Below are 22706 nucleotides of genomic sequence, written 5' to 3' on the forward strand. Positions count from 1 at the left end.
GCAATGGAAGACGAACACGCGAGCGTCGCGACGATGCGGATAGGCGAGGTGGCCGAGCGCACGGCGCTCTCATTCCGCTCGCTCCGACACTGGGACGACGTGGGGCTCGTGCAGCCGTCCGCACGCACGGAGGGCGGGTTCCGGCTCTACACCGAGAAGGACGTCGAACGCATCCTCATCATCCGCAGGATGAAGCCGCTGGGATACACCCTCGACGAGATGCGCGATCTCCTCGACGTCGTCGATGCCCTCACCGTCGACCCGAGCGATGTCGCGCTGCGCGCCCGGATCGACGACATCCGCGACGGCGCCGACCAGCGTCGCCAGAAGCTCACGGAGCATCTCGCCATGGCCGACGAGTTCGTGCAGCTGCTCGGTGAGCTCTAGAGCGACGGATCAGCCTGGGGGTCGTACCAGGCGCGAGGGACGTGGGACTATGGGGCCGTGCGGATCGTCGGCAGTGCCGTTTCCCGACGCCCCGCGTCAGACCAGGGCCCGGACCGACCCATACGCGTCGGCGACATCGCGGATGGGCTCGTCGTAGACGCGCACGATCCCGGCATCCCCCGAATGCCTCGTCCACCCCGGATCGCCCGTCGTGACGAACGCGACGGCAGCACCGTGCACGTCGTCAGCGAGTTCCTGCGGCGGATTCGGGCCGGCCAACGGCTCCATCGACGGACCGTCGAGGCAGTCGAAGAAGAACGGCACATCGAGGCAGTGTTCCGCGAAGCCGAAGTGCCCCGACGGCCACGAGAAGCGGTAGAGCCAGCTCGGGGCGTCGCCCCGGGCGGCGGCGATGCGCGGCACGGTGGCGCGGAACATCCGGTCGGTGAGCACGCGCCCTGCGAGCCGGGCCTTGCCGAGACGGGCGACGTCAGCGTTGGCTGCGAGGTACTCGGCGCGAACACCCTTGCGCAGTCCCAGCCGGTTCAGGAGGACGCCCTGCGGCACCCAGCGCAGCGCTTTCGCCGCGCTTCCCGTGAACGCCATCGTGAACTCGTCGTCTGCGGCACCGATCACGAGCGGCTTGTCAGCACCGACTCCGGCACGCAGCGACTCGCCCGTCGGCCGCGGCAGCAGGTCGCCGTCGATCATGGGCCCAAGCGGCAGGCCCTCATCGATCACGGTGGTCATCGAAGACGGCCCGAGCTGGGTCGCCTTCTTCTGCAGGGCGAGCAGACGATCCTCGCTCACGGTCGACAGACCGGCCACGGTGGGTTCGACACCCGCCGCCGCGGCGAGTGCCCGCCCGAATGCCTCGGCTCGCGCCATCGCGACATCGCCGAGAGCCCCAGAGATCGCGTACACGCCATGGAACAGATGCTGCGCATTCTCCATCCCGAGCAGGGTCAGCACGGCTCCCCCGCCCGCGGACTGCCCGGCGATGGTCACGCGACCAGGGTCGCCTCCGAACGCGGCGATGTTCTGCTGCACCCATTCGAGCGCGAGCAGCCAGTCACGCACGCCACGGTTCGACGGGGCGTCCTCGATCCACCCGAAGCCGTCGAAGCCGAGCCGGTACGAGATCGAGACGGTGACGACGCCGTCGCGGTTGAAGCTGCGGCCGTCGTACCAAGGGCTCGCGGGGGAACCGGCGAAGTACCCGCCGCCGTGGATCCAGACGAGCACAGGCATGCCGGATGCCGTGGGGTCGGGCGTGAAGACATTGACGTTCAGCGTCGAATCGCCCTCGACGCTCGGCTCGGGGATCAGCGTCACCCCGGGATCGCCACGCTGGGCGGTCGCCGCGAACTCGAGGGCGTCGAGCACGCCGTCCCACGGCGCCTTCGGCACGGGAGCCTGAAACCGCAGGTCGCCGACCGGCGCATCCGCGAACGGGATGCCGAGGAAAGCCGCCGATCGCGGAGCGCCGCCCGCTCCTGTAGTCGGGCGCCAGCGCCCGCGAACCCGCCCCGCGGCGGTCTGCACCTCGACGTACTCGGTCATGACTCTCACACTCTCACGCCGAGACTCTCTCCCGCCGAACGGCAGCCCGGGATGTGTCTCCTCCGCCGCTCCCTGTCCCGCATGTTCCCGTCACCGATCACGTCCGTCGCTTAGTGTCGAGACATGGTTCACCCCCGCGTCTACTTCTCCGCGACCCAGAGCGAGGCCGAATTCCTCGACGACTATGAGCCCTCGCTCGCGACGTGGGCGGACGACGACGGATTGACACTGCTCATGCGGGCGCTGCGCAACGGCGACCCCGCCAGCCGGGTCGCGATAGCCACGCGACTGCTCGACGACGGCGCTGATGCCGGCGCATCGACCGAGAGCCATGTGAACGTGTTGCACTTGTTGCTGAGCGCGACGGCCCACGATTTCACCGCCGAAGCACCTCTGCTCGCCCGCCTGATCGATGAAGGTGCGGATATCAATGCCGACAGCGGCAGTCGGTGGGGCACGCCGCTGCAGACCCTCAGTCGCACGCTCAAGTTCTCCGACGAGACTCTCGCTCCGTTCTACGACGTCCTGTTCGCCCGTCCCGATCTCGATGTGACCACCCCGAGCAGCGTGGGACGCAGCGTCACTGAGAGCGCGCAAGCCGCCATCAGACGCCGCGCCGACCTGCTCGCGCGCTGCCACGCTCACACGAAGGAGCACGGCTCGCGCTGACGGACGAAGCTCCGCGGCTACTCCCCGACCCGCGAGACCACGGCGTGCGGCATCCGCTCGGTCATGACCCGCACGGCCTCGGGATTGTCGTCGACGAGCACGGCGTCGCGGCCGAGGGCCGAGGCCACGGCGCCGGTCGTGCCGCTGCCGGCGAAGAGGTCGAGCACGCGGTCGCCCGGGCGGCTGGAAGCCCGCACGATGCGCCGCAGGATGCCCTCGGGCTTCTGCGTCGGGTAGCCGGTCTTCTCGCGCCCGGTCGTCGGCACGATCGTGTGCCACCAGACGTCGGTCGGCAACTTGCCCCGCGCGGCCTTCTCGGGTGTGACGAGACCCGGCGCCATATAGGGCTCGCGGTCGATGTCGTCGGCGTTGAACACGTACTCCCGCGGGTTCTTGACGTAGACGAGGATCGTGTCGTGCTTGGTGGGCCAGCGGCGGCGGGACTTCGCGCCGTAGTCGTACGCCCAGATGAGCTCGTTCAGGAAGCAGTCACGACCGAACACCGCATCGAGCATGACCTTGGCGTAGTGCGCCTCGCGGTAGTCGAGGTGCAGATACAGGGTGCCGTCGTCGGCGAGCAGCCGCCACGCCTCCTCGAGCCGCGGCATCAGGAAAGCGCCGTAGTCGTCGAAGCGGTCGTCGTAGGTGCGCAGCATGCCGCGCACCCGCTCATACGCGTGACCGTGGAACCCGTGCCGCACCTCGGCACCCGGCAGCGCCGGTTCAGAACTCAGGAAGGCTGGGTCGGCAGCGGCCACCGACCCGCGGGATTCCGGGGGCACCACCCCGACTGCGTCGGATTCATCCTGAGTTGTGAACGTGCGGCGGGCGGTGACCACCTGTCGCTCCTGCGTCCGCCCCGTGTTGAACGGCGGGTCGAGGTAGACGAGCGTGAACGACGCCGACGGCAGAGTCGCCGTGACCGCCAGATTGTCGCCCTGGATGACCGAGACGTCACCGGGGACGACGGGAGAGACGGGGACGACGGGAGCGACGGACCCCGGATCAGGCGCGGGGTCGGTCACGGAACCCGGTGCAGCCAGGTGTCGGTGGCGAACTTCGACTCGACCAGAGCCTCGGCGCCCGCGTACTCGTCGGCGGTGATCGCGCCGTCCTCGGCCGAGGTGAGCGAGCGGAACGTGTCCTTGAAGCGCTCGATGATCTCGGCCCGCGCGAGGCCGGTCTGACTGCGCAGCGGGTCCACCCGCTTCGCAGCCGAGGTCGTGCCCTTGTCGCTGAGCTTCTCGCGGCCGATGCGCAGCACCTCTGTCATCATCTGACCGTCGATGTCGTACGAGAGGGTCGCGTGGTGCAGCACTCCCCCGTTGGCGAGGCGCTTCTGCGCTGCTCCGCCGATCTTGCCCGACGAGCTCGCGATGTCGTTGAGCGGCTGGTAGATCGCGTCGATGCCGAGCGAGCGCAGCGCCTGCAGCACCCAGTCGTCGAGGAAGGCATAGGAGTCGGCGAAGGTCATGCCCTGCACGAGCGACGCCGGCACGTAGAGCGAGTACGTGATGATCTGCCCCGCGGCCATGAGCATCGCACCACCGCCGGAGATGCGGCGCACGACGTCGAAGCCGTGACGGGCAGCGCCCTCGGGGTCGACCTCGTTGCGGTACGACTGGAACGATCCGATCACGACGGCCGACTGGTCCCACTCCCAGATGCGCAGCGTCGGACGTCGCCGCCCCTCACCGACCCGAGAGGTGAGCACCTCGTCGAGCGCGAGGTTCATGCGCGGCGAGACCGCCTTCTCGTGCACGATCTCCCAGTCGAAGTCGTTCCATCCGGGAGCGGTGACGAGTGCTCGCCGCACAGCGGTGCCGACGGCTTCGGGAGTGAATCCGAGCAGCTGCGCGCCGTCGGGCAGAGCGCCGCGCACCGCCGCGGCGATGGCCGTGGCATCGGTCTCGACCGGCAGTCCGGTGACCGCCTGGTCGATGTCGTCGAGTGCGGTGTCGGGTTCGAGGAAGAAGTCGCCGGCGAGCCGGAAGCGGGCGATCCTGCCGTCTTCGACCTCGAGGTCGACGACGACGAGCTTTCCTCCTGGAACCTTGAATTCACCGTGCACGGTTACAGCTTAAGGCGAGGCCGTCGCCCGGGCGCGGTGCGCCGTGGATTCAGCGCCCGAGCACGACCGCGCGCTCGCCCGCACGGATCGGTGCCGAGAAGCGGTTGCCCGGCGGTGGCTGGGGGCATATGTACTGATCGGAGAAGGCGCACGGAGGCAGGTAGGCGCGATTGAAGTCGATGACGACGGAGCCGTCGGATGCCGGTTCTTCCACGGGCAGGAAGCGGAAGCGATAGGTCTCGGTGCCGTTGGTGCCGTCGGCGAAGACCGCGCTCAGGGCACCCTGAGGCGCGCGGGTCGCGGCGAGCGTCACCGCGACGCCGTCGAGCCTGAACCGCAGCCGTCCGGCGAGGTCGGACTCATACGAGCGGCCGTCGACCGAGGTCACGGTGATCGTCTCGCCCGGCGTCGGCTCGAACACGGCGTCGATGCGCCATCCCTTGCGAGGCGGATAGGCGTCGATGGCGCTGAACCGCTCCCGCTCCGGCCGCCTCGGGTTGAACACCCGCAGCGCGACGTCTCCGCGTCGGTCGAACACGCGCAGCTCACGCCGCCCGAGCCGCAGCGTGTCACGGCCCCTCAGCGTGACGACCGACCCGGCGGTGCCGAGATCGCTGCCGCGGATCCCTCCGTCTCCGGTGAGCGCCCAGAGTCCTGGCACCCCCTCGACGGCGGCGGGTTCGGTGATGAGCCAGTTCGTCGACTCGAGCGCGGTCGGGCCGTACTCGGCGCCGGCATAGCGCTCTCGCGACTCGTGCCATGCACGCCATTCGTCTTCGAAACCCACTCCGCACCTCCCTCTCGCCGCGAATCTATGCGGCGGAGTGGCAGGCGTGCCGAGATGACGTCATGCGGATTCACCCGCTGTAATGCGGGTTCACGGGGCGTAACACGCCGACGCGCGACGTGCGGGCGTCTCAGCGCGGCGGGATGCGGGTGTCGAGCCACGACAGGATGTCGGCCCGCACCTCGTCCTGCTGCAGCTCGTTGAAGATCTCGTGACGCGCATCGGGATAGACCAGCGTCGTGATGTCGGTGAGTCCCGATCGCGTGCGGTACTCGTCGGCGAGCTTGTGCACGCTGCGCGGACCGCCCACCGGGTCGTCGCGTCCGACGAGCAGCAGCAGCGGGATGTCGCGGCCGAGGTCCTTGCGCGGGCGGCCGTAGAGCTTGGCCGCTTCGACCGGGCCGAACAGCTTGAGAAGCGGCTGGTTCGTGGTGAGCGGATCCTCGTCGAACGACGTCCAGACGGCGGGGTCACGACTCAGCCATTCGAGGCCGGTGGCGTCGTCGGCCGCCCAGCGGGCGTTGAGCGGCGCGGCGTTGAGCGATCCGGGTGTGCGCAGAGCCGACCCCGAGAGGATCACGGCGTCCCACGCCTCGGGGTGGTCGTTCACGAGCATCTGCGCGAGGAAGGATCCCCACGAATGCCCGAGCAGCACGAGTGGCAGGTCGGGGTGATCGTCCTTGATGATGCCGGTGAGCTGCCAGACCGCGGCCTGCGCCGCACGCAGTCCGCCCTTGCCGAGGCGGCCGAGCTTCTCGGGACCCCCATGTTGACGGATGCCGGTGCGACCGTGCCCTCGGTGATCGTCGGCGTAGACGATGAATCCGGCCCCGGTCAGCGCGGCGATCAGCGCGCCGTAGCGACCGGCGTGTTCACCCACACCGTGCAGCAGCTGGACGACTCCTCGCGCATCGCCCACCGCGGGGTGCACGTCGTAGACGATGGCGATGCCGTCGGCATCCGTGAATTCGCGCGTATCGGTCACGCCCCCACCCTACTGAGAGTGGATGACAGGCGTCAGGGCGACTGCGCGATGAGCCTCAGCTCGCCAGCGCGGCGATGACGCCCTGGGCGATCTCGAGGTCGGTGACCTCGTATCCGCCGACGCCGTCGGACGCCGACCCCATGCGCACACCGCCGTCTTCGAGCACCGCGCGCTTCGCGGAGAAGTGCAGTGCGTCGACACCGGCCGCGACGAGCGCGGGGGCGCTGACGGCATCCACTCCGCTGCCCGCCATGATCTCGATCTCACCGGCGGCCTCGGCGACGAGCGCGCGCAGCATGTCGATGCCGTCGATCGCGACCGAGGCGCCACCCGAGGTGAGCACCCGGCGGAGGCCGAGATCCCGAGCGGCGACGAGTGTCGCGACGGGGTCGGGGGTCACGTCGATAGCACGGTGCAGGGTGACGGATGCCCCGTCGGCGGCGTCGCGCATTCGCCGCATGGCGGGGATGTCGAGCAGACCCGAGTCATCGAGGGCACCGATCACGACACCGTCGGCGCCCGCGTCGATCGCGCGTCGGACGTCGCTCTCGGCGATCGCGATCTCATCGGCGGAGTAGCGGAAACCGCCGGCTCGAGGCCGGACGAGCACATGCACCTCGACCCCGACGGCACGTGCCGCGTCGATGGACAGGTCGAGGGTCGCCGGCGACGGAGTGAGTCCACCGAGCGGCAGGGCCTGGGCGAGTTCGACGCGCGCGGCGCCGACAGCTCCGGCGATGCGCACTCCGGTGGGGTCCTGCACGGCGATTTCGATGGCGAGAGTTCGGGTCACCCGTCCATTCTGGCCTGTCGGCGACGGCCCCCCTGACGCGCGCTTCCCATCGTGAGCAAAATTACTTAGACTGTCTAAGTAATGTCTGCGACCGATGATTCCCTTCAGCTCACCGCGACAGACCTGCGCATGGCGACGTTCCGACTCGCACGGCGCCTCCGCTCGGCCCGTGCCGTAGATGCGATGAGCGACGCGCAACTCGCGGTGCTCGCGACGCTGCGCATGCACGGACGCCGCACGATCACTGCTCTCGCCGAGCGCGAACGGGTCACCGCGCCGTCGATGACGAGCATGATCAACGGGCTCGAGGAGCAGGGATTCGTGCTGCGCACTCCGGATGCCGAAGACCGCCGTCGCGTGCAGGTCGACATCACCGAAGCGGGCACCGAGATCGTCGCCCAGACGATCCGCCGCCGGGACGAGCTGCTCGCCGAGATGCTCGGCGAACTGGACTTCACGGAGGAGGAGCTGACGACGCTGCGAGAAGCGAGCGCCCTGATGCGAAAGGTGGTCGACCGATGAGCGCGATGTTCCGTTCCTTCTCGAACATCAACTACCGCATCTGGTTCGCCGGAGCCCTGGTCTCGAACATCGGCGGCTGGATGCAGGCGACCGCCCAGGACTGGGTCGTGCTCACCGAGCTCACCGACAACGACGCCGCCGCCATGGGATTCACCATGGCGCTGCAGTTCGGTCCACCGCTCGTGCTCGTGAGCCTCACCGGATGGGTCGCCGACCGCTTCGAACGCCGCCGCATCCTGCTCGCCACCCAGAGCGCCCTGCTGATGCTGGCCATCGCCGTCGGCGTGCTGCTGCTGAACGGCGTGATGACGCTGCCGATGATGTTCTGCTTCGCCGCCGCGTTCGGTGTCGTCAACGCCTTCGACGCGCCCGCACGGCAGGCCTTCGTCTCCGACATGGTCTCCGCCGGCGACACGTCGAACGCCGTCGCCCTCAACTCGGCATCCTTCAACCTGGCTCGCATGATCGGCCCGGCCGTCGGCGGCCTGCTGATCGTCGCGATCGGCTCGGGCTGGGTGTTCATCGCGAACGCCGTGACGTTCCTGGCGATGCTGGTCGCGCTGCTGCTGTTGCGCACGGGCCAGCTCGCGCCGCGCCCGAAGAACCGTCGGCCTGGAGGCCTCGCCGAGGGCTTCCGCTACGTATGGGGTCGCAGCGACCTGCGGGTCGTCTTCGTGACGGTGTTCCTGATCGGCGCGTTCGGCATGAACTTCCCGATCTTCGCCTCGACCATGGCGCTCGAATTCGGGGCCGGGGCCGACGGCTACGGCGTGCTGAGCTCGGTGCTCGCGATCGGCTCGCTCGCCGGGGCGCTGCTGGCGGCCCGACGCGATCGTGCTCGCGTGCGCGTCGTGATCTTCGCAGCGGGCGGTTTCGGGGTCGCGGCCTTCATCTCGGCCGCGATGCCGACGTATCTGACATACGCGATCACGCTGACCTTCACCGGCTTCATGATCGTCACTCTGCTCACGACCGCCAACGGGTACGTGCAGATGACCACGGCACCGGCGCTGCGCGGTCGCGTGCTCGCGCTGTACATGGCCGTCATCATGGGCTCGACGCCGGTCGGGGCGCCCATCGCCGGGTGGGTGGCCGACACGTTCGGCCCGCGCAGCGCGATCGTGCTCGGCGGCACAGCAGGCTTCGTCGCATGTGCGATCGGCGCGATCTGGGTGTTCACCTCGGGCCGACTGCACCGCTCGGAGGGCAGCCGGTTCCTGATGACGCTCGACGAGACACGGCCGCTGAACATCGTCGATGAGGCCGAGATCCGCGAGAAGGCAGATCCGGTCGAGTTCAGCGATGAGGCGGCCGTCACCACGCCGATCCGCACTTCCCAGAAGGACCGACCCGAGATCTGAGCGCGTCTCAGCGGTTTGTCAATGCCCTCCACGGGCGGCCACTGCGGACGTACCTTCGCCGCATGGACCAGAACACAGGACGCACCCCGCACGCAGAAGAGCCCGCCGAGGGCACCACCGCGCAGAACCCGGAGCACAACACGGCACCTGACGGCCAGCCGTCCGTCGAGCGTGACGAACTCCGCGGCAACGCGCAGGGCTCGAACCAGGGCGGCGCCATCCAGGGCGACAGCTCGCACGGCGACTCCCCTCGCGGAGCCATCCAGGGCGACGCCGACGAGGAGAACGCTCAAGGCGCGGCCCAGGGCGGCGCCATCCAGGGCGACAGCTCGCACGGCGAGTCACCCCGCGGAGCCATCCAGGGCGATGCCAGCCCCGACCGCGACGCCGCGCTCGGCGGCGACGAGCACACCGAAGACCAGCTGACCGCCGACAACGAGGTCGAGGAAGACGCGCTGCGCGCCCTCAACCCGGACGACGCTCCCGCCTGAACGCGGACTGGTCGCAGGCTGCAGGACAGATGAAGGGCGGATGCTGCGGCATCCGCCCTCTCCCTTCTGTTCGGCGAAGAGAAGAAGCGATGCGGCCGACGCGAGTCGGGTGTAGGTTGCGGAGATGGAGCCGATCCGAGTGGGCCTCGTGGCCGACCCGGCTTCGCCCACCGCCGTCGCGCGTCGGATGACCGACCTCACGCCACCGATCGCCGCCGCGGCCGACAGCTGGATCATCGAACTCGTCAGCGAGCCGTTCACTCTCGGGTCTGAAGACGTCGACGTCGCCCTGGAGCGGCTACGTGCGCACGCTGAGCAGAACGGGTGGGATCTCGTCATCGGTGTCACGGAGCTTCCGCTTCGCGACGACGACGGCCGCTACCTGCTGGCGGCGATCGATCCTCGTCGCCAGTCCGCGGTGCTGTCGCTGCCCGCGCTGGGCGGGTTCCGAGTGCGCAGCCGCGCCCGCCACGCGGTGCGGGGACTAGTCGACGGGATGGCCGAGCCCGCCTCGCCGGAGGAGCAGCGCCTGCCGCTGCCTGGACTCAGTGCACGCGGGCGCGTGCTTCTGGGGATGGTGCTGGCCAACCGTCCGTGGCTGCTCGCCGCCGGGCTCAAGTCCGCGCTGATCGCGGCGCTGGCGACCGGCGCGGTGGCGACGATCGAGCCGACCGTGTGGTCGCTCGCCAGCGCGCTGTCGGGCTGGCGTCTGGTGGCGGCGACTGTGGCCTCCATCACGATCATCATCGCCTGGATCGTGATCGACGGCAGGCTCTGGGATCGCCCGGACGACGACTCACTCCTGGCCCGTGAGAGGTCCCGTCTCTACAACACCTCGACTCTGCTGACCCTGACCATCGGCATCGTCATCTGCTATCTGGCGCTGTACGTCGTGAATCTGGCCTGGGCGCTGTTCGTGCTCGACACGGCGGTGATGAGCGAGTCCCTCGGCCGAACCGTCGAAGTCGGCGATCTGTTCGTGCTCACCTGGTTCGTCGCATCGGCGGCGACACTCGGCGGGGCGCTGGGCACGGGCTTGGAGTCCGACGACGCGATCCGCGCCGCCACCTACTCGAAACGGGAAGAGGAGCGCCGAGCCCGCCTGGCCGACGAGCGCACCTGAAGCGTCACATGACGAAGGGGGCGGATGCCGCAGCATCCGCCCCCTTCGTCATGTTCTGCAAGTGACTCAGAAGTCCCAGTCGTCGTCTTCCGTCGCCTCGGCCTTGCCGATGACGTAGGAGGAGCCCGACCCCGAGAAGAAGTCGTGGTTCTCGTCGGCGTTCGGCGAGAGCGCCGACAGGATCGCCGGGTTCACGTTCGTCACGGTCGAGGGGAACATCGCTTCGTAGCCGAGGTTCATCAGCGCCTTGTTGGCGTTGTAGTGCAGGAACTTCTTGACGTCCTCGGTCAGGCCGACGCCGTCGTAGAGGTCCTGCGTGTACTGCACCTCGTTGTCGTAGAGCTCGAACAGCAGGTTGAAGGTGTAGTCCTTCAGCTCCTGGCGGCGCTCTTCGGTCTCGTTCTCGAGACCCTTCTGGAACTTGTAGCCGATGTAGTACCCGTGCACGGCCTCGTCGCGGATGATGAGGCGGATCAGGTCGGCCGTGTTCGTGAGCTTCGCCTTGGACGACCAGTAGATCGGCAGGTAGAAGCCCGAGTAGAACAGGAAGGACTCGAGCAGGGTCGAGGCGACCTTGCGCTTGAGCGGGTCATCGCCCTGGTAGTAGTCCATGATGATCTGAGCCTTCTTCTGAAGGTTCGGGTTCTCGGTGGACCAGCGGAACGCCTCGTCGATCTCCTTCGTCGACGCGAGCGTCGAGAAGATGGAGGAGTAGCTCTTGGCGTGCACCGACTCCATGAACGCGATGTTCGTGTACACCGCCTCTTCGTGAGGGGTGATCGCGTCGGGGATCAGCGAGACAGCGCCGACGGTGCCCTGGATCGTGTCTAGCAGCGTCAGACCGGTGAAGACGCGCATGGTGAGCAGCTGCTCTTCGGGCGTCAGCGTGTTCCATGACTGGACGTCGTTCGACAGCGGCACCTTCTCGGGCAGCCAGAAGTTGTTCACCAGACGGTTCCAGACCTCGAGGTCCTTGTCGTCCTGGATGCGGTTCCAGTTGATCGCCTGAACGCTGTCGACCAGCTTGAGCGGGGGGTGAGGAGTCATTGTTCTTCGTCGTTTCTTGTGGTCAGAGCCGGATCAGAGCATGCACGAGACGCACTCGGTCATGTCGGTGCCCTCGAGCGCCATCTGACGCAGACGGATGTAGTAGATCGTCTTGATGCCCTTGCGCCATGCGTAGATCTGAGCCTTGTTGATGTCACGCGTCGTGGCGGTGTCCTTGAAGAACAGCGTCAGCGACAGGCCCTGGTCGACGTGCTGGGTGGCGGCGGCGTACGTGTCGATGACCTTCTCGTAGCCGATCTCGTACGCGTCCTGGTAGTACTCCAGGTTGTCGTTCGTCATGAACGGCGCCGGGTAGTAGACGCGGCCGAGCTTGCCTTCCTTGCGGATCTCGATCTTCGACGCGATCGGGTGGATCGACGACGTCGAGTTGTTGATGTACGAGATCGAGCCGGTCGGGGGCACCGCCTGCAGGTTCTGGTTGTAGATGCCGTGTTCCTGGATCGACGACTTCAGCGCCACCCAGTCGGCCTGCGTCGGGATGTGCTTGCCCGCGAAGAGCTCCTTGACCTTCTCGGTCTCGGGCACCCAGGCGCGCTCGATGTACTTGTCGAAGAACTCCCCCGACGCGTACGTCGAGTCCTCGAAGCCGTCGAAGGCCTGCTTGCGCTCGATCGCGATGTTGTTCGAGGCGCGCAGCGCGTGGAACAACACCGTGTAGAAGTAGATGTTCGTGAAGTCGATGCCCTCTTCGGACCCGTAGTGCACGTGCTCGCGAGCGAGGAAGCCGTGCAGGTTCATCTGGCCGAGGCCGATCGCGTGCGAACGGTCGTTGCCGTCTTCGATCGAGCGGACCGAGCGGATGTGGCTCTGGTCACTGACCGCGCTCAGCGCGCGGATCGCCGTCTCGACCGTCTGACCCAGGTCGTCGGCATCCATCGACAGCGCGATGTTCATCGAGCCGAGGTTGCAGGAGATGTCCTTGCCGATCTGGTCGTACGACAGGTCGTCGTTGTACGTGGTCGGCGTGTTCACCTGCAGGATCTCGCTGCAGAGGTTCGACATGTTGATGCGGCCCTTGATCGGGTTGGCCTTGTTCACCGTGTCCTCGAACATGATGTACGGGTAGCCCGACTCGAACTGGATCTCGGCGATCGTCTGGAAGAACTCGCGCGCGTTGATCTTGGTCTTCTTGATGCGCGGGTTGTCGACCATCTCGCGGTACTTCTCGGTGACCGAGATGTCGCCGAAGGGAACGCCGTAGACCTTCTCGACGTCGTACGGCGAGAAGAGGTACATGTCCTCGCCGTTCTTGGCGAGCTCGAACGTGATGTCGGGAACCACGACGCCGAGCGACAGCGTCTTGATGCGGATCTTCTCGTCGGCGTTCTCGCGCTTGGTGTCGAGGAAGCGCATGATGTCGGGGTGGTGCGCGTTGAGGTACACCGCTCCGGCACCCTGACGGGCACCGAGCTGGTTGGCGTAGCTGAAGCTGTCTTCGAGGAGCTTCATCACGGGGATGATGCCAGACGACTGGTTCTCGATCTGCTTGATCGGAGCGCCGGCCTCACGGATGTTCGAGAGCAGCAGAGCCACGCCGCCACCGCGCTTGGAGAGCTGGAGAGCGGAGTTGATGCCGCGGGCGATCGACTCCATGTTGTCTTCGATGCGCAGCAGGAAGCAGCTGACGAGTTCGCCGCGCTGGGCCTTGCCCGAGTTGAGGAAGGTCGGGGTCGCGGGCTGGAAGCGGCCGGAGATGATCTCCTCGACCAGAGCGACCGCCAGGTCCTCGTCGCCGCCGGCGAGGCCGAGGGCAGTCATCACGACGCGGTCTTCGAAGCGCTCGAGGTAGCGCTTGCCGTCGAACGTCTTGAGCGTGTAGCTCGTGTAGTACTTGAACGCGCCGAGGAACGTCTCGAAGCGGAACTTCTTGCCGTAGGCGAGGTCGTTGAGCTTCTGGATGAACTCGAGCGAGTACTGCTCGATCACGGCCGGCTCGTAGTACTCCTTCTCGACGAGGTAGTCGAGGCGCTCCTTGAGCGAGTGGAAGAACACCGTGTTCTGGTTGACGTGCTGCAGGAAGTACTCGCGTGCCGCCCGCTTGTCGGCGTCGAACTGGATCTTCCCGTTCGCGTCGTACAGGTTCAGCATCGCGTTGAGGGCGTGATAGTCGAGGCCCTCGTAGGTCGGGTTCATCTTGAACGCCACCGTGTCCGTCACTGAGTCTGATCCTGCCTGCTCGTCAACTGCGGTACCCACCGTCGCTCCAATCCGTCGCTCACGCGATCTACATCGTCTTGTGTGCCGAAGATCTCGAGCCGATACAAGTGAGGCACGTGGCACTTGCGGCTGATGATGTCACCGGCGAGACAGAATGAGTCGCCGAAGTTGGTGTTGCCCGCGGAGATGACTCCGCGGATGTGATTCCGGTTGCGCTCGTCGTTGAGGAACCGGATGACCTGCTTGGGCACCGCGCCTCGTTCGACGCCGCGCCCCTCACCCCCGCCGTAGGTGGGGGTGACCAGCACGAAGGGCTCGTCGACGACGAGATCTTCCTGCTGCCGGAGAAGGGGAATGCGTCGGGCCGGGAGCCCGAGCTTCTCGACGAAGCGCGCGGTGTTACCCGAGGCGCTCGAGAAGTAGACCAGGAGCGGCGCGGCGGTCGCGACGGCGCTCATGGCGGATCACGCCAGACGCGAGGCGAGCTCGTCGATCTTGTCGGGACGGAAGCCCGACCAGTGGCCCTCGTCGGTGACGACGACCGGCGCCTGCATGTAGCCGAGCGCCTTGACCTGCTCGAGTGCACTCGCGTCTTCCGACAGGTCGAGGATTTCGTACTCGATGCCCTTGGCGTCGAGCGCGCGGTAGGTGGCGTTGCACTGAACGCAGGACGGCTTCGTGTAGACCGTGATCGACATCTTTTCGCTTCCCCTCACATCTCTGGCCTGCTTCTGAATCAGGCTGTTTTCCGGTAGACCCTCACCGGGATCTCAATACTACATATAGGTACGGACATTCAGGGTGACCACTAGGGGTAGTAGTTACATACGTGTAGTTTTCCACCGCTCTCCACTGGTACAACACAGGTTCTCCACCGTTTCTTCCACAGGCCCGGGCCCCTCGAGCGCACCCCCGAACCGCGAGAAATCGCGGCTGGGAACGACCTGTGAGAGATCCATCCACAGGTCGGACGATACGACCCACCTCCGACATCGGATTTTCTGTGGAAACTCGGTTTGGGCGTGTCGCGGCGTGTCGGGGAGGAGCCGCTTCGACCGCTGTCGGGAGCTCCCGGTAGCGTTGACCCGTGGCGGGATATCAAGACCTTCTTCGCACGCCCGGAGTGGCGCGCATGATCGCTGCACAGCTGACCGCTCGCTTCCCCAACGGGATGACCTCGCTCGCGATCCTGCTGCACGTCGAACAGCAGACCGGCTCGTACGGCTCGGCGGGCCTGGTGCTCGCCGCGACCAGCGTCGGGCAGGCCGTCGCCGGCCCGATCACGAGTCGATGGATGGGCGCCTGGGGCATGCGCCGCGTGCTCACCCTCACTCTCACCGTGTGCGTGATCGCCGTGCTGGGCCTGGCGTTCCTCCCCCTGAACGTCCCCGGCTACATGATCCTGGGCATGATCGCCGGCCTCGCGACCCCGCCGGTGCAGGCCGCCGTCCGCACGATCTATCCGAAGCTCGTGAACTCGAAGCAGCTCACCCCGCTGTTCTCCCTCGACGCCTCGCTGCAGGAGATCATCTGGGTCATCGCGCCGGTCGTGATCACGCTCGTGTCGACCCAGGTCGGCACGGCCGAGGGACTCCTGCTCGTCGCCGTCGTGCTGGTGGGAGGCGGCGCCTGGTTCATCCTGTCGCCCGAAGTCGGCCGCGTGCGCATCCCGCGCAGTCGCAGCGCCCTCGGCAAGGTCGTGCTCAAGCCGCCGGTGCTGCTCGCCACCGTCATCGGGTTCCTGCTCATCGGAGCGTGCTCCGCGGTCGAGGTCGGCGTCGTCGCGACGTTCGAGCACGGCAGCCTGGCGGCCGGACTCGTGCTCGCGGTGTTCGCCGTCGGCAGTCTCGCCGGCGGACTCTCGTTCGGGCACATCCCGATCGGTCCGTGGGCGATGGCCCGCCGCCTCACCATCGTCACGGTCGGCCTGGCGCTGACCATGTTCTCCCTCAACGAGTTCTGGCTCGGCGGCACGCTCATCGTCGCCGGCATCGGCGTCGCGCCGGCACTCGCCGTGCTGTTCGCCATCACGACCGCGAGCGTCAAGTTCAGCGAGACGGCTGAAGCGTTCGGCTGGGCGGGCACCGGGCAGCTGATCGGCGCCGCAGCCGGGTCCGCCGTCGCCGGGTTCCTCGTCGACGCGACGGATCCTCGCGGCGCCTATCTCGCCGCGACGCTCTTCGCGGCGGCCGGACTCGTCGTCTCGATCGTCTTCGTCCGCTCCTTCCCCGATCTGCGTCATCGCGATGCGAGTCCGCACCCCGACACCGAACCCCTGGCGGTCACCCCTTCATGAGCTCTGCCCCCTCTCCCTCATCCGCCGCCCCCGAGGTCGTCTGCATCGGCGAGTCCATGGGCCTCGTCACCGCCGTCGGCGCTCCGCTCGCCGAGACCGAGACGGCGGCGCTGGGGCTGGCCGGCGCAGAGGGCAATGTCGCCGTCGGACTCGTCGCGGCGGGCCACCGGGCGGCCTGGGCCTCACGTCTGGGCGACGACCCGATCGGCGTGCGCATCTCGACCGAACTCGCGCGACGCGGCGTCGAGCTCTGGGCGACGACGGATGCCGATGCTCCGACCGGCGTCATGTTCAAGGACCCGGGCACGGAGTCGTCGTCCGTCTACTACTACCGGCGCGGGTCGGCCGCGTCGCTGATGGCGCCGGGGTTCCTCGATGCCGCTCGACTCGCGGGCGTGCGCATCGTGCACACGACGGGCATCACCCCCGCGCTCTCCCCCTCCTGCCGCGCGATGGTCGAGCAGCTGTTCGTCGACGCGCGCACAGCCGGCGCGCTCGTCTCGTTCGACGTGAACGACCGCAGGGCACTGTGGACGATGCAGGATGCAGCCGAGACGCTGACCCGCCTCGCGGATGCCGCCGACATCGCCTTCGTCGGGCGCGATGAGGCCGAGCGCATCTGGGGCACCGCGACTCCCGCCGAGATCCGCGCGCACCTTCCGCACTGCGGGCTGCTCATCGTCAAGGACGGCGACGTCGGTGCGACGGCGTTCCACGGTGACGACGCGCCGGTGTTCGTACCCGCCCCGCGAGTCGAGGTCGTCGAGCCGGTCGGCGCCGGTGACGCCTTCGCAGCCGGGTTCCTCGCCGCGACCCTCGAGGGCGCGGCGCTCGCCGAGCGTCTCTCCGCCGGGCACGCCGCCGCCGCGCTCGTGCTGACCACGCACGGTGACCTGCCGCCGCTGGCCTGAGCTCGGGAGGCCTCACCCGCACGACCCGGTCGTAGGCTTGCTGCATGCCCGAACCGCTCTCGCTGCCCCGCATCTCCTGGGGTGATCCGGCCTCCGATCGCCGGGTGCTCCTCGTGCACGGACTCGGATCATCCGGCGCCCTCATGTGGCGAGTGGGCGTCGCCTTCGCCGACGCCGGGTGGCATGCGACCGCCATCGACCTGCGCGGCCACGGCGATGCCCCTCGCGCCCTCGACTACTCGGTCGCGGCCTATGCGGCAGACCTCGTCGCGACCGCTCCCGACGACGGCGGGCCGTGGGACGCCGTCATCGGCCATTCGCTCGGCGGAGCTGCCGGCACCGCGGCGGCGGCATCCGCTCCCGAGTGGACCCGCCGCCTGGTGCTGCTCGACCCGGCGATCCTGGTCGACGGCCGAGACGCCGCGATCGTGCGCCGGAGCCAGGAGCGTGCCTTCGCCGACAACAGGGTCGAGCTCGTGCAGCAGGAGCATCCGCACTGGCATCCGCAGGACTGGGAGCTCAAGGTCGACGCCGTGCACCGAGCGAGCGCCTGGGCCGTCGAGCAGACGAGTGCGCAGAACACCCCCTGGGATGTCACGGCGGATGCCGCGCGACTGACCGTTCCCACCCATGTGATCGCGTCGGATCCCGCGGTCTACAGCATCTTCACCGGCGAGGTCGCCGCGTCCGTGCTCGCCTCGAATCCGCTCATCACGATGTCGGTCGTCGAGGGAGCCGGGCATTCGCTGCACCGCGACAAGCCGGAAGAGACCGTCCGACAGCTGAGAGAGGCCCTTGCGTGAGCACGTTCGACCCGACCGCGTACCTTCCCGACGACCTCCTCGAGCGTATCCGCGAGCGGGCGCCGATCCACGACCGCGAGAACACGTTCCCCGAACAGGATCTCGACGAGCTGCGCGATGCCGGATACCTGTCGATCCTCGTCCCCGCCGACCGCGGGGGCGCGGGGCTCGGCCTCGCCGAGGCCGCGATCCTCCAGCAGCGCCTCGCGACCGCCGCCCCCGCGACGGCGCTCGCGATCAACATGCATCTCGTGTGGACAGGAGTCGCCAAGGTCTTCTCCGACCGCGGAGTGCCCGGCCTCGAGTTCGTGCAGGACGGCGCGGTCGCCGGCGAGGTCTTCGCCTTCGGTATCAGCGAGGGCGGCAACGACCTGGTGCTGTTCGGCAGCGACACCGATGCCGTGCCCACCGCCGAGGGCGGCTACGCCTTCACCGGCACGAAGATCTTCACCTCGCTCGCGCCGGTCTGGACGAAGCTCGGACTGCACGGGCTCGACACCACGAGCGCCGACGCCCCGAAGCTCGTCTTCGCCTTCGTCGACCGCACCGATGCGGTCGTCACGGGCGACGACTGGGACACCCTCGGCATGCGGGGCACCCAGAGTCGCACGACCCGGCTCGACGGTGCCACGGCGGATGCCGCGCACGTGGTGCGCCGCATCGATCCGGGCCCGAACCCCGACCCCATCGTCTTCGGCATCTTCTCGGTCTTCGAGATCCTGCTCGCCTCGGTCTACACCGGCATCGCCCGGCGCGCGCTCGACCTCGCCGTCCTCACCGCGCAGAAGCGACGCTCGAAGAAGACCGGTGCCGCGTACAGCCAGGACCCCGATATCCGCTGGCGCATCGCCGACATGGGCCTCGCGTACGACGCCCTTCCTCCGCAGATCGCGTCTCTCGCCAGGGATGTCGACGAGAAGGTCGACAACGGCGCGCGGTGGTTCACCCTGCTCTCGGGCGTCAAGCACCGGGCCATCACGATGTCGAAGCACGTCGTCGACCAGGCCATGCTGGTCGCCGGCGGCGGCTCGTACTTCTCCTCGAACGAGCTGTCACGGCTCTACCGTGATGTTCTGGCGGGGGCCTTCCACCCCTCCGACCCCGAGTCGGCGCACTCCACCGCGGCGAGCGCCTGGCTGGGTCCACTCGAGTCCTGACCGCGATATTCTGCGGTTTGCCCGCTGGGGCTCTGAAGATTCTGCGGAATCGGTTGAACACAGCCCGCTCCGGTGCGAAGATCGCATCATGACGCCTTCGAAGAAGCACCCCCCGCTGGACGGTGTCGCCAAGACGATCATCGAGCTGCTGCAGGAGGACGGGCGGCGCTCGTACTCCGACATCGGAAGAGAGGTCGGCCTGAGCGAGGCCGCGGTGCGCCAGCGCGTGCAGCGTCTCACCGAGTCGGGCGTGATGCAGATCGTCGCGGTGACCGATCCGATGCAGCTGGGCTTCCCTCGGCAGGCGATGATCGGCATCCGCGTCTCGGGCGACACTCGCGTGGTCGCCGAGGCGATCGCCGAGATCGCCGCGATCGACTACGTGGTGATCACGGTCGGCTCGTTCGACATCCTCGCCGAGGTCGTCTGCGAGGACGACGAGGACCTCCTCGCCCTCATCAACGACCACATCCGCCCGATCGACGGAGTGCTGTCGACCGAGACCTTCATCTACGCCAAGCTGCAGAAGCAGCTCTACAACTGGGGGACCAGATGAGCACGCAACGCACGACTCCGTCCGAGGCCGAACTGCAGGCCATGGCCAAGGACCACCTGTGGATGCACTTCACACGGCAGTCCACGATGGAGAAGAGCGGTGTGCCGATCATCGTCAAGGGTGACGGTCACCGCATCTGGGATTCGAAGGGCAAGGAGTACTTCGACGGCCTCGCCGGGCTCTTCGTCGTGAACGCCGGGCACGGGCGTCGACGCCTCGCCGAGGCCGCCGCGAAGCAGGCATCCGAGCTGTCCTTCTTCCCGCTCTGGTCGTACGCGCACCCCGCAGCCATCGAACTCGCCGACCGGCTCGCGGCGGAGGCACCCGGAGACCTGAACCGCGTGTTCTTCTCCACCGGTGGCGGCGAGGCGGTCGAGACGGCCTTCAAGCTCGCGAAGCACTACTGGAAGCTGATGGGCAAGCCCACCAAGCACAAGGTCATCTCGCGTTCGGTCGCCTACCACGGCACCCCGCAGGGCGCACTCGCGATCACCGGCATCCCGGCCATGAAGTCCATGTTCGAACCCGTCACCCCCGGCGGCTTCCGGGTGCCCAACACCAACTTCTACCGCGCGGCCGAGATGGGCGGCCCGAGTGACGACCTCGAGGCCTTCGGCCGCTGGGCCGCCGACCGCATCGAGGAGATGATCCTGTTCGAGGGTGCAGACACGGTCGCCGCCGTGTTCCTCGAGCCGGTGCAGAACTCGGGCGGATGCTTCCCTCCGCCTCCCGGCTACTTCGCCCGCGTGCGCGAGATCTGCGACCGCCACGACGTGCTGCTCGTCTCAGACGAGGTCATCTGCGCGTTCGGCCGTCTCGGCCACACCTTCGCGTGCACCGGCCTCGGGTATGTGCCCGACATGATCACGTGCGCCAAGGGCATGACGAGCGGCTACTCGCCGATCGGCGCGACCGTGATCAGCGACCGGATCTACGAGCCGTTCTCGAAGGGCGACATCTCGTTCCCCCACGGCTACACCTTCGGCGGCCACCCCGTCTCGGCGGCGGTCGCTCTCGAGAACCTCGCCATCTTCGACGAGGAGGGCCTCAACGAGCGGGTGCGCGAGAACTCGCCCCTGTTCCGCGCAGAGCTCGAGACGCTGCTCGATCTGCCGATCGTCGGTGATGTGCGCGGCGACGGCTACTTCTTCGGCATCGAGCTCGTGAAGGACAAGGCCACGAGGGAGACGTTCGACGACGCCGAGTCCGAACGGCTGCTGCGCGGTTTCCTCTCCCCCGCGCTGTTCGAGGCCGGGCTCTACTGCCGCGCCGACGACCGCGGAGACCCCGTGATCCAGCTCGCACCGCCGCTCACGGTCGGCCCTGCCGAGTTCCGCGAGATCGGGCAGATCCTGCGCAGCGTGCTCACCGACGCGCAGTCGGTGCTCTGACGCCCGCTTCGGGGGCGATGTCGGGAGGGACTCAGGCGGATGCCGCGGTGCGCCGCCTCGCGAGCAGGGCGAGGTGCAACGCCGCGATCGTCTCACCGTCGTCGAGGTCGACCCCCAGCAGATCGCCGATCACCGTGATGCGCTGATAGAACACCGACCGCGACAGGTGACTCGCGGCCGCCGCCGCCGAGCGGTTGCCCGGGTGCGCGACGAGAGCCGCGAGCACGTCGAGCAGGTCGCCTCGACGCTCTCGGTCATGACGGATCAGTGGCGCCAGCATCCGCTCGCTGTGCTCGTGCAGCCGGTGGTCGTCGCGCAGCGTGGCGACCAGACGCTCGAGCGGGCGGTCATCGACCCGACGCACCCTCGCCCCGGCGTCGGCCCTGTCGCTGTCGGCGAGGTCGCGTGCGGCGCGCAGCGAGGCGAGCAGGCCGATCACGTCATCGGCGACCGGCCCCACGAAGACGGCGCGGTCGGGGCCGGCGATGCGCAGCAGCACCTCATCGGACAACGCCGCGGATGCCGGCAGCGACAGCAGCGCGACGTCGTCGTCGGCCACGCGGGCGGCGACCACGGCGAAGCCCGCCTGCCGTGCGCGATACGCGAGTTCGCTGATCGATGCCGAGCCGCGGGCGACGATCCCGTGGCACTGGCGCCCGGCGAGCGCGAATCCCCCTGCGCGCAGCCGGGCGTCGATGTCCTCGGCCCTGGCGAAACGCGCGCCGAGCAGGTCGTCGATCACCGCCCGCTGAGCCAGCAGCGACCACTCGGCGTCACCGCCGTCGGCGATGCAGCCGAACGCGAGCGCCGTCGCCCCCTGCTCGAGCACGGTGACGCGACCGGCGGGATGTGCCGGGCCGGGAAGCGCGAGAAGCGTGCCCCAGCGCATTCCTCTGGCCTGCACGGGCACCTGCTCGGCACCGTCTCTGCGATGGAGCGCCTCGGCGATCGACATCCCGAGCCCTTCGGCTGCGATCACCTCACGCGCGAGATTCTCGAGGATGACCGGTGCGCCGAGCGCCCTGGCGGTCTCGGCGACCACGACGTCGGCGGGCGCGCCCTGCAGGCTCAGCGCGGTGAACAGCTCATGCAGATGCTGCCTCTCGCGCAGCGCCTGCGTCTGCGCGGCGATCAGTGCGTGGTGCACGGCTTCGGTCACGGCGACGAACTTCACCTCGCGGGTCAGCGCGACGAGGGCGAGGCCGACCGTCGCACAGACGTCGACGACCGGCTGTGGCACGGCCGGGCGTGCCGCACTGAGCTCGAAGACGATCCCGGCGATGCCCGCTCCGTGCAGGCTCGACGCGAAGGCGCGCAGCTCTCCCTCGTCGAATGGCCATCCGGCGCCCGTCGTCAGCAGCAGCTCCCCGCCGTCGAGCAGACGCGCAACGCCGACGCCGTCGGACACGTGCACCCACCGCACCGCGGCATCCGATGCCGCACCCCCGACGATCACCTCGGGTTCGCCCGCCTGCACCGCGGGCTCGGCCAGCACGTCGGCGACCGTGAGATGGACGCCCAGCGCCGGACGATCTGTCCGGATGCCGCTGATCTCGCTACGTTCTGACACCAGATCAGCCCCTTGCGCTCTGTGATCATGGAAGAAAGCCAGCGT

General features: G+C 68.2%; 23 protein-coding genes. 12 read left to right on the forward strand and 11 right to left on the reverse strand.

What is annotated here, in order from left to right:
- Positions 1-3: 3 nt before the first annotated feature.
- The gene (locus tag QMA07_RS14465; protein WP_290163047.1) at positions 4-387 is read left to right on the forward strand and encodes a MerR family transcriptional regulator; all 384 of its coding nucleotides are present in this window, start codon (positions 4-6) and stop codon (positions 385-387) included.
- 96 nt (positions 388-483) lie between these two features.
- Here QMA07_RS14465 and QMA07_RS14470 read toward each other — a convergent pair whose 3' ends face one another.
- Entirely contained in the window at positions 484-1950 is a 1467-nt protein-coding gene (locus QMA07_RS14470) for a carboxylesterase family protein (protein WP_290163049.1), read from the reverse strand.
- 123 nt (positions 1951-2073) lie between these two features.
- Between QMA07_RS14470 and QMA07_RS14475 the strand changes: the two genes are divergently transcribed.
- Positions 2074-2619, forward strand: coding sequence for a hypothetical protein (locus QMA07_RS14475; protein WP_290163051.1), 546 nt, complete (start codon positions 2074-2076; stop codon positions 2617-2619).
- Positions 2620-2636: 17 nt separating this feature from the next.
- On the opposite strand, the gene QMA07_RS14480 is transcribed toward QMA07_RS14475, so the two are convergent.
- The 5 genes from QMA07_RS14480 to QMA07_RS14500 all read right to left on the reverse strand — a co-directional run bounded on the left by QMA07_RS14480 (position 2637) and on the right by QMA07_RS14500 (position 7255).
- Positions 2637-3563 carry a site-specific DNA-methyltransferase gene (locus QMA07_RS14480; RefSeq protein ID WP_290163111.1) on the reverse strand — a complete coding sequence of 309 codons (927 nt, stop codon included), beginning with the start codon at positions 3561-3563 and terminating at the stop codon, positions 2637-2639.
- Between the two features lie 77 nt (positions 3564-3640).
- Positions 3641-4690, reverse strand: coding sequence for a lipoate--protein ligase family protein (locus QMA07_RS14485; protein ID WP_290163052.1), 1050 nt, complete (start codon positions 4688-4690; stop codon positions 3641-3643).
- A 49-nt stretch (positions 4691-4739) separates the two neighbouring features.
- Positions 4740-5477, reverse strand: coding sequence for a DUF1684 domain-containing protein (locus QMA07_RS14490; protein WP_290163054.1), 738 nt, complete (start codon positions 5475-5477; stop codon positions 4740-4742).
- 130 nt (positions 5478-5607) lie between these two features.
- On the reverse strand, positions 5608-6462 hold the full coding sequence (locus tag QMA07_RS14495; protein WP_290163055.1) for an alpha/beta hydrolase: 855 nt from the start codon (positions 6460-6462) through the stop codon (positions 5608-5610).
- Positions 6463-6517: 55 nt separating this feature from the next.
- Positions 6518-7255, reverse strand: coding sequence for a copper homeostasis protein CutC (locus tag QMA07_RS14500; RefSeq protein ID WP_290163056.1), 738 nt, complete (start codon positions 7253-7255; stop codon positions 6518-6520).
- Positions 7256-7336: 81 nt separating this feature from the next.
- Between QMA07_RS14500 and QMA07_RS14505 the strand changes: the two genes are divergently transcribed.
- The 4 genes from QMA07_RS14505 (at position 7337) to QMA07_RS14520 (ending at position 10752) form a co-directional block, all read left to right on the forward strand.
- The gene (locus QMA07_RS14505; protein ID WP_290163057.1) at positions 7337-7777 is read left to right on the forward strand and encodes a MarR family transcriptional regulator; all 441 of its coding nucleotides are present in this window, start codon (positions 7337-7339) and stop codon (positions 7775-7777) included.
- Positions 7778-7782: 5 nt separating this feature from the next.
- Positions 7783-9138 carry an MFS transporter gene (locus tag QMA07_RS14510; RefSeq protein WP_290163113.1) on the forward strand — a complete coding sequence of 452 codons (1356 nt, stop codon included), beginning with the start codon at positions 7783-7785 and terminating at the stop codon, positions 9136-9138.
- Positions 9139-9200: 62 nt separating this feature from the next.
- Positions 9201-9629 carry a hypothetical protein gene (locus QMA07_RS14515; RefSeq protein ID WP_290163058.1) on the forward strand — a complete coding sequence of 143 codons (429 nt, stop codon included), beginning with the start codon at positions 9201-9203 and terminating at the stop codon, positions 9627-9629.
- A gap of 124 nt (positions 9630-9753) precedes the next feature.
- Entirely contained in the window at positions 9754-10752 is a 999-nt protein-coding gene (locus tag QMA07_RS14520; protein WP_290163060.1) for a hypothetical protein, read from the forward strand.
- Between the two features lie 66 nt (positions 10753-10818).
- On the opposite strand, the gene nrdF is transcribed toward QMA07_RS14520, so the two are convergent.
- Genes nrdF through nrdH form a run of 4 tightly spaced genes read right to left on the reverse strand, consistent with a single transcriptional unit; the run spans position 10819 to position 14675 of the window.
- Complete coding sequence (gene nrdF / locus QMA07_RS14525; protein WP_241796658.1) at positions 10819-11799, reverse strand: class 1b ribonucleoside-diphosphate reductase subunit beta; 981 nt, start codon at positions 11797-11799, stop codon at positions 10819-10821.
- Positions 11800-11832: 33 nt separating this feature from the next.
- The gene (gene nrdE, locus QMA07_RS14530) at positions 11833-13953 is read right to left on the reverse strand and encodes a class 1b ribonucleoside-diphosphate reductase subunit alpha (protein WP_290163115.1); all 2121 of its coding nucleotides are present in this window, start codon (positions 13951-13953) and stop codon (positions 11833-11835) included.
- A gap of 20 nt (positions 13954-13973) precedes the next feature.
- Positions 13974-14435 carry a class Ib ribonucleoside-diphosphate reductase assembly flavoprotein NrdI gene (gene nrdI / locus QMA07_RS14535; RefSeq protein ID WP_290163064.1) on the reverse strand — a complete coding sequence of 154 codons (462 nt, stop codon included), beginning with the start codon at positions 14433-14435 and terminating at the stop codon, positions 13974-13976.
- Between the two features lie 6 nt (positions 14436-14441).
- Positions 14442-14675, reverse strand: a complete 234-nt coding sequence (gene nrdH / locus QMA07_RS14540; RefSeq protein ID WP_290163066.1) for a glutaredoxin-like protein NrdH — start codon at positions 14673-14675, stop codon at positions 14442-14444.
- 389 nt (positions 14676-15064) lie between these two features.
- Here nrdH and QMA07_RS14545 point away from each other — a divergent pair, with 389 nt between their 5' ends.
- The 6 genes from QMA07_RS14545 to QMA07_RS14570 all read left to right on the forward strand — a co-directional run bounded on the left by QMA07_RS14545 (position 15065) and on the right by QMA07_RS14570 (position 21091).
- Complete coding sequence (locus QMA07_RS14545; RefSeq protein ID WP_290163068.1) at positions 15065-16273, forward strand: MFS transporter; 1209 nt, start codon at positions 15065-15067, stop codon at positions 16271-16273.
- Positions 16270-17184 carry a sugar kinase gene (locus QMA07_RS14550; protein WP_290163070.1) on the forward strand — a complete coding sequence of 305 codons (915 nt, stop codon included), beginning with the start codon at positions 16270-16272 and terminating at the stop codon, positions 17182-17184. The genes QMA07_RS14545 and QMA07_RS14550 overlap by 4 nt, the downstream gene beginning before the upstream one ends.
- A 44-nt stretch (positions 17185-17228) precedes the next feature.
- Positions 17229-17987, forward strand: coding sequence for an alpha/beta hydrolase (locus QMA07_RS14555; protein ID WP_290163072.1), 759 nt, complete (start codon positions 17229-17231; stop codon positions 17985-17987).
- Positions 17984-19144 (forward strand): acyl-CoA dehydrogenase family protein, encoded by a 1161-nt coding sequence (locus QMA07_RS14560; RefSeq protein WP_290163073.1) that lies wholly within the window; start codon positions 17984-17986, stop codon positions 19142-19144. Before QMA07_RS14555 ends, QMA07_RS14560 begins: the two co-directional genes overlap by 4 nt.
- Before the next feature lie 88 nt (positions 19145-19232).
- A complete protein-coding gene (locus QMA07_RS14565; RefSeq protein WP_290163075.1) occupies positions 19233-19700 on the forward strand; it encodes an Lrp/AsnC family transcriptional regulator in 468 nt (155 codons plus the stop codon).
- Entirely contained in the window at positions 19697-21091 is a 1395-nt protein-coding gene (locus QMA07_RS14570; RefSeq protein ID WP_290163077.1) for an aspartate aminotransferase family protein, read from the forward strand. Before QMA07_RS14565 ends, QMA07_RS14570 begins: the two co-directional genes overlap by 4 nt.
- A 31-nt stretch (positions 21092-21122) precedes the next feature.
- On the opposite strand, the gene QMA07_RS14575 is transcribed toward QMA07_RS14570, so the two are convergent.
- A complete protein-coding gene (locus tag QMA07_RS14575) occupies positions 21123-22661 on the reverse strand; it encodes a PucR family transcriptional regulator (protein ID WP_290163079.1) in 1539 nt (512 codons plus the stop codon).
- Between the last annotated feature and the right edge of the window lie 45 nt (positions 22662-22706).

The sequence above is a fragment of the Microbacterium sp. APC 3901 genome, assembly GCF_030407765.1.
Classification (GTDB): Bacteria; Actinomycetota; Actinomycetes; order Actinomycetales; family Microbacteriaceae; genus Microbacterium.

What these genes read in the sequence shown, in the direction of transcription:
- QMA07_RS14465 (WP_290163047.1), top strand. Translation starts at nt 4, where the DNA reads ATGGAAGACGAACACGCGAGCGTCGCGACGATGCGGATAGGCGAGGTG.
- QMA07_RS14470 (WP_290163049.1), bottom strand. Translation starts at nt 1,950, where the DNA reads ATGACCGAGTACGTCGAGGTGCAGACCGCCGCGGGGCGGGTTCGCGGG.
- QMA07_RS14475 (WP_290163051.1), top strand. Translation starts at nt 2,074, where the DNA reads ATGGTTCACCCCCGCGTCTACTTCTCCGCGACCCAGAGCGAGGCCGAA.
- QMA07_RS14505 (WP_290163057.1), top strand. Translation starts at nt 7,337, where the DNA reads ATGTCTGCGACCGATGATTCCCTTCAGCTCACCGCGACAGACCTGCGC.
- QMA07_RS14510 (WP_290163113.1), top strand. Translation starts at nt 7,783, where the DNA reads ATGTTCCGTTCCTTCTCGAACATCAACTACCGCATCTGGTTCGCCGGA.
- QMA07_RS14515 (WP_290163058.1), top strand. Translation starts at nt 9,201, where the DNA reads ATGGACCAGAACACAGGACGCACCCCGCACGCAGAAGAGCCCGCCGAG.
- QMA07_RS14520 (WP_290163060.1), top strand. Translation starts at nt 9,754, where the DNA reads ATGGAGCCGATCCGAGTGGGCCTCGTGGCCGACCCGGCTTCGCCCACC.
- nrdF (WP_241796658.1), bottom strand. Translation starts at nt 11,799, where the DNA reads ATGACTCCTCACCCCCCGCTCAAGCTGGTCGACAGCGTTCAGGCGATC.
- nrdE (WP_290163115.1), bottom strand. Translation starts at nt 13,953, where the DNA reads ATGAACCCGACCTACGAGGGCCTCGACTATCACGCCCTCAACGCGATG.
- nrdI (WP_290163064.1), bottom strand. Translation starts at nt 14,435, where the DNA reads ATGAGCGCCGTCGCGACCGCCGCGCCGCTCCTGGTCTACTTCTCGAGC.
- nrdH (WP_290163066.1), bottom strand. Translation starts at nt 14,675, where the DNA reads ATGTCGATCACGGTCTACACGAAGCCGTCCTGCGTTCAGTGCAACGCC.
- QMA07_RS14550 (WP_290163070.1), top strand. Translation starts at nt 16,270, where the DNA reads ATGAGCTCTGCCCCCTCTCCCTCATCCGCCGCCCCCGAGGTCGTCTGC.
- QMA07_RS14555 (WP_290163072.1), top strand. Translation starts at nt 17,229, where the DNA reads ATGCCCGAACCGCTCTCGCTGCCCCGCATCTCCTGGGGTGATCCGGCC.
- QMA07_RS14565 (WP_290163075.1), top strand. Translation starts at nt 19,233, where the DNA reads ATGACGCCTTCGAAGAAGCACCCCCCGCTGGACGGTGTCGCCAAGACG.
- QMA07_RS14570 (WP_290163077.1), top strand. Translation starts at nt 19,697, where the DNA reads ATGAGCACGCAACGCACGACTCCGTCCGAGGCCGAACTGCAGGCCATG.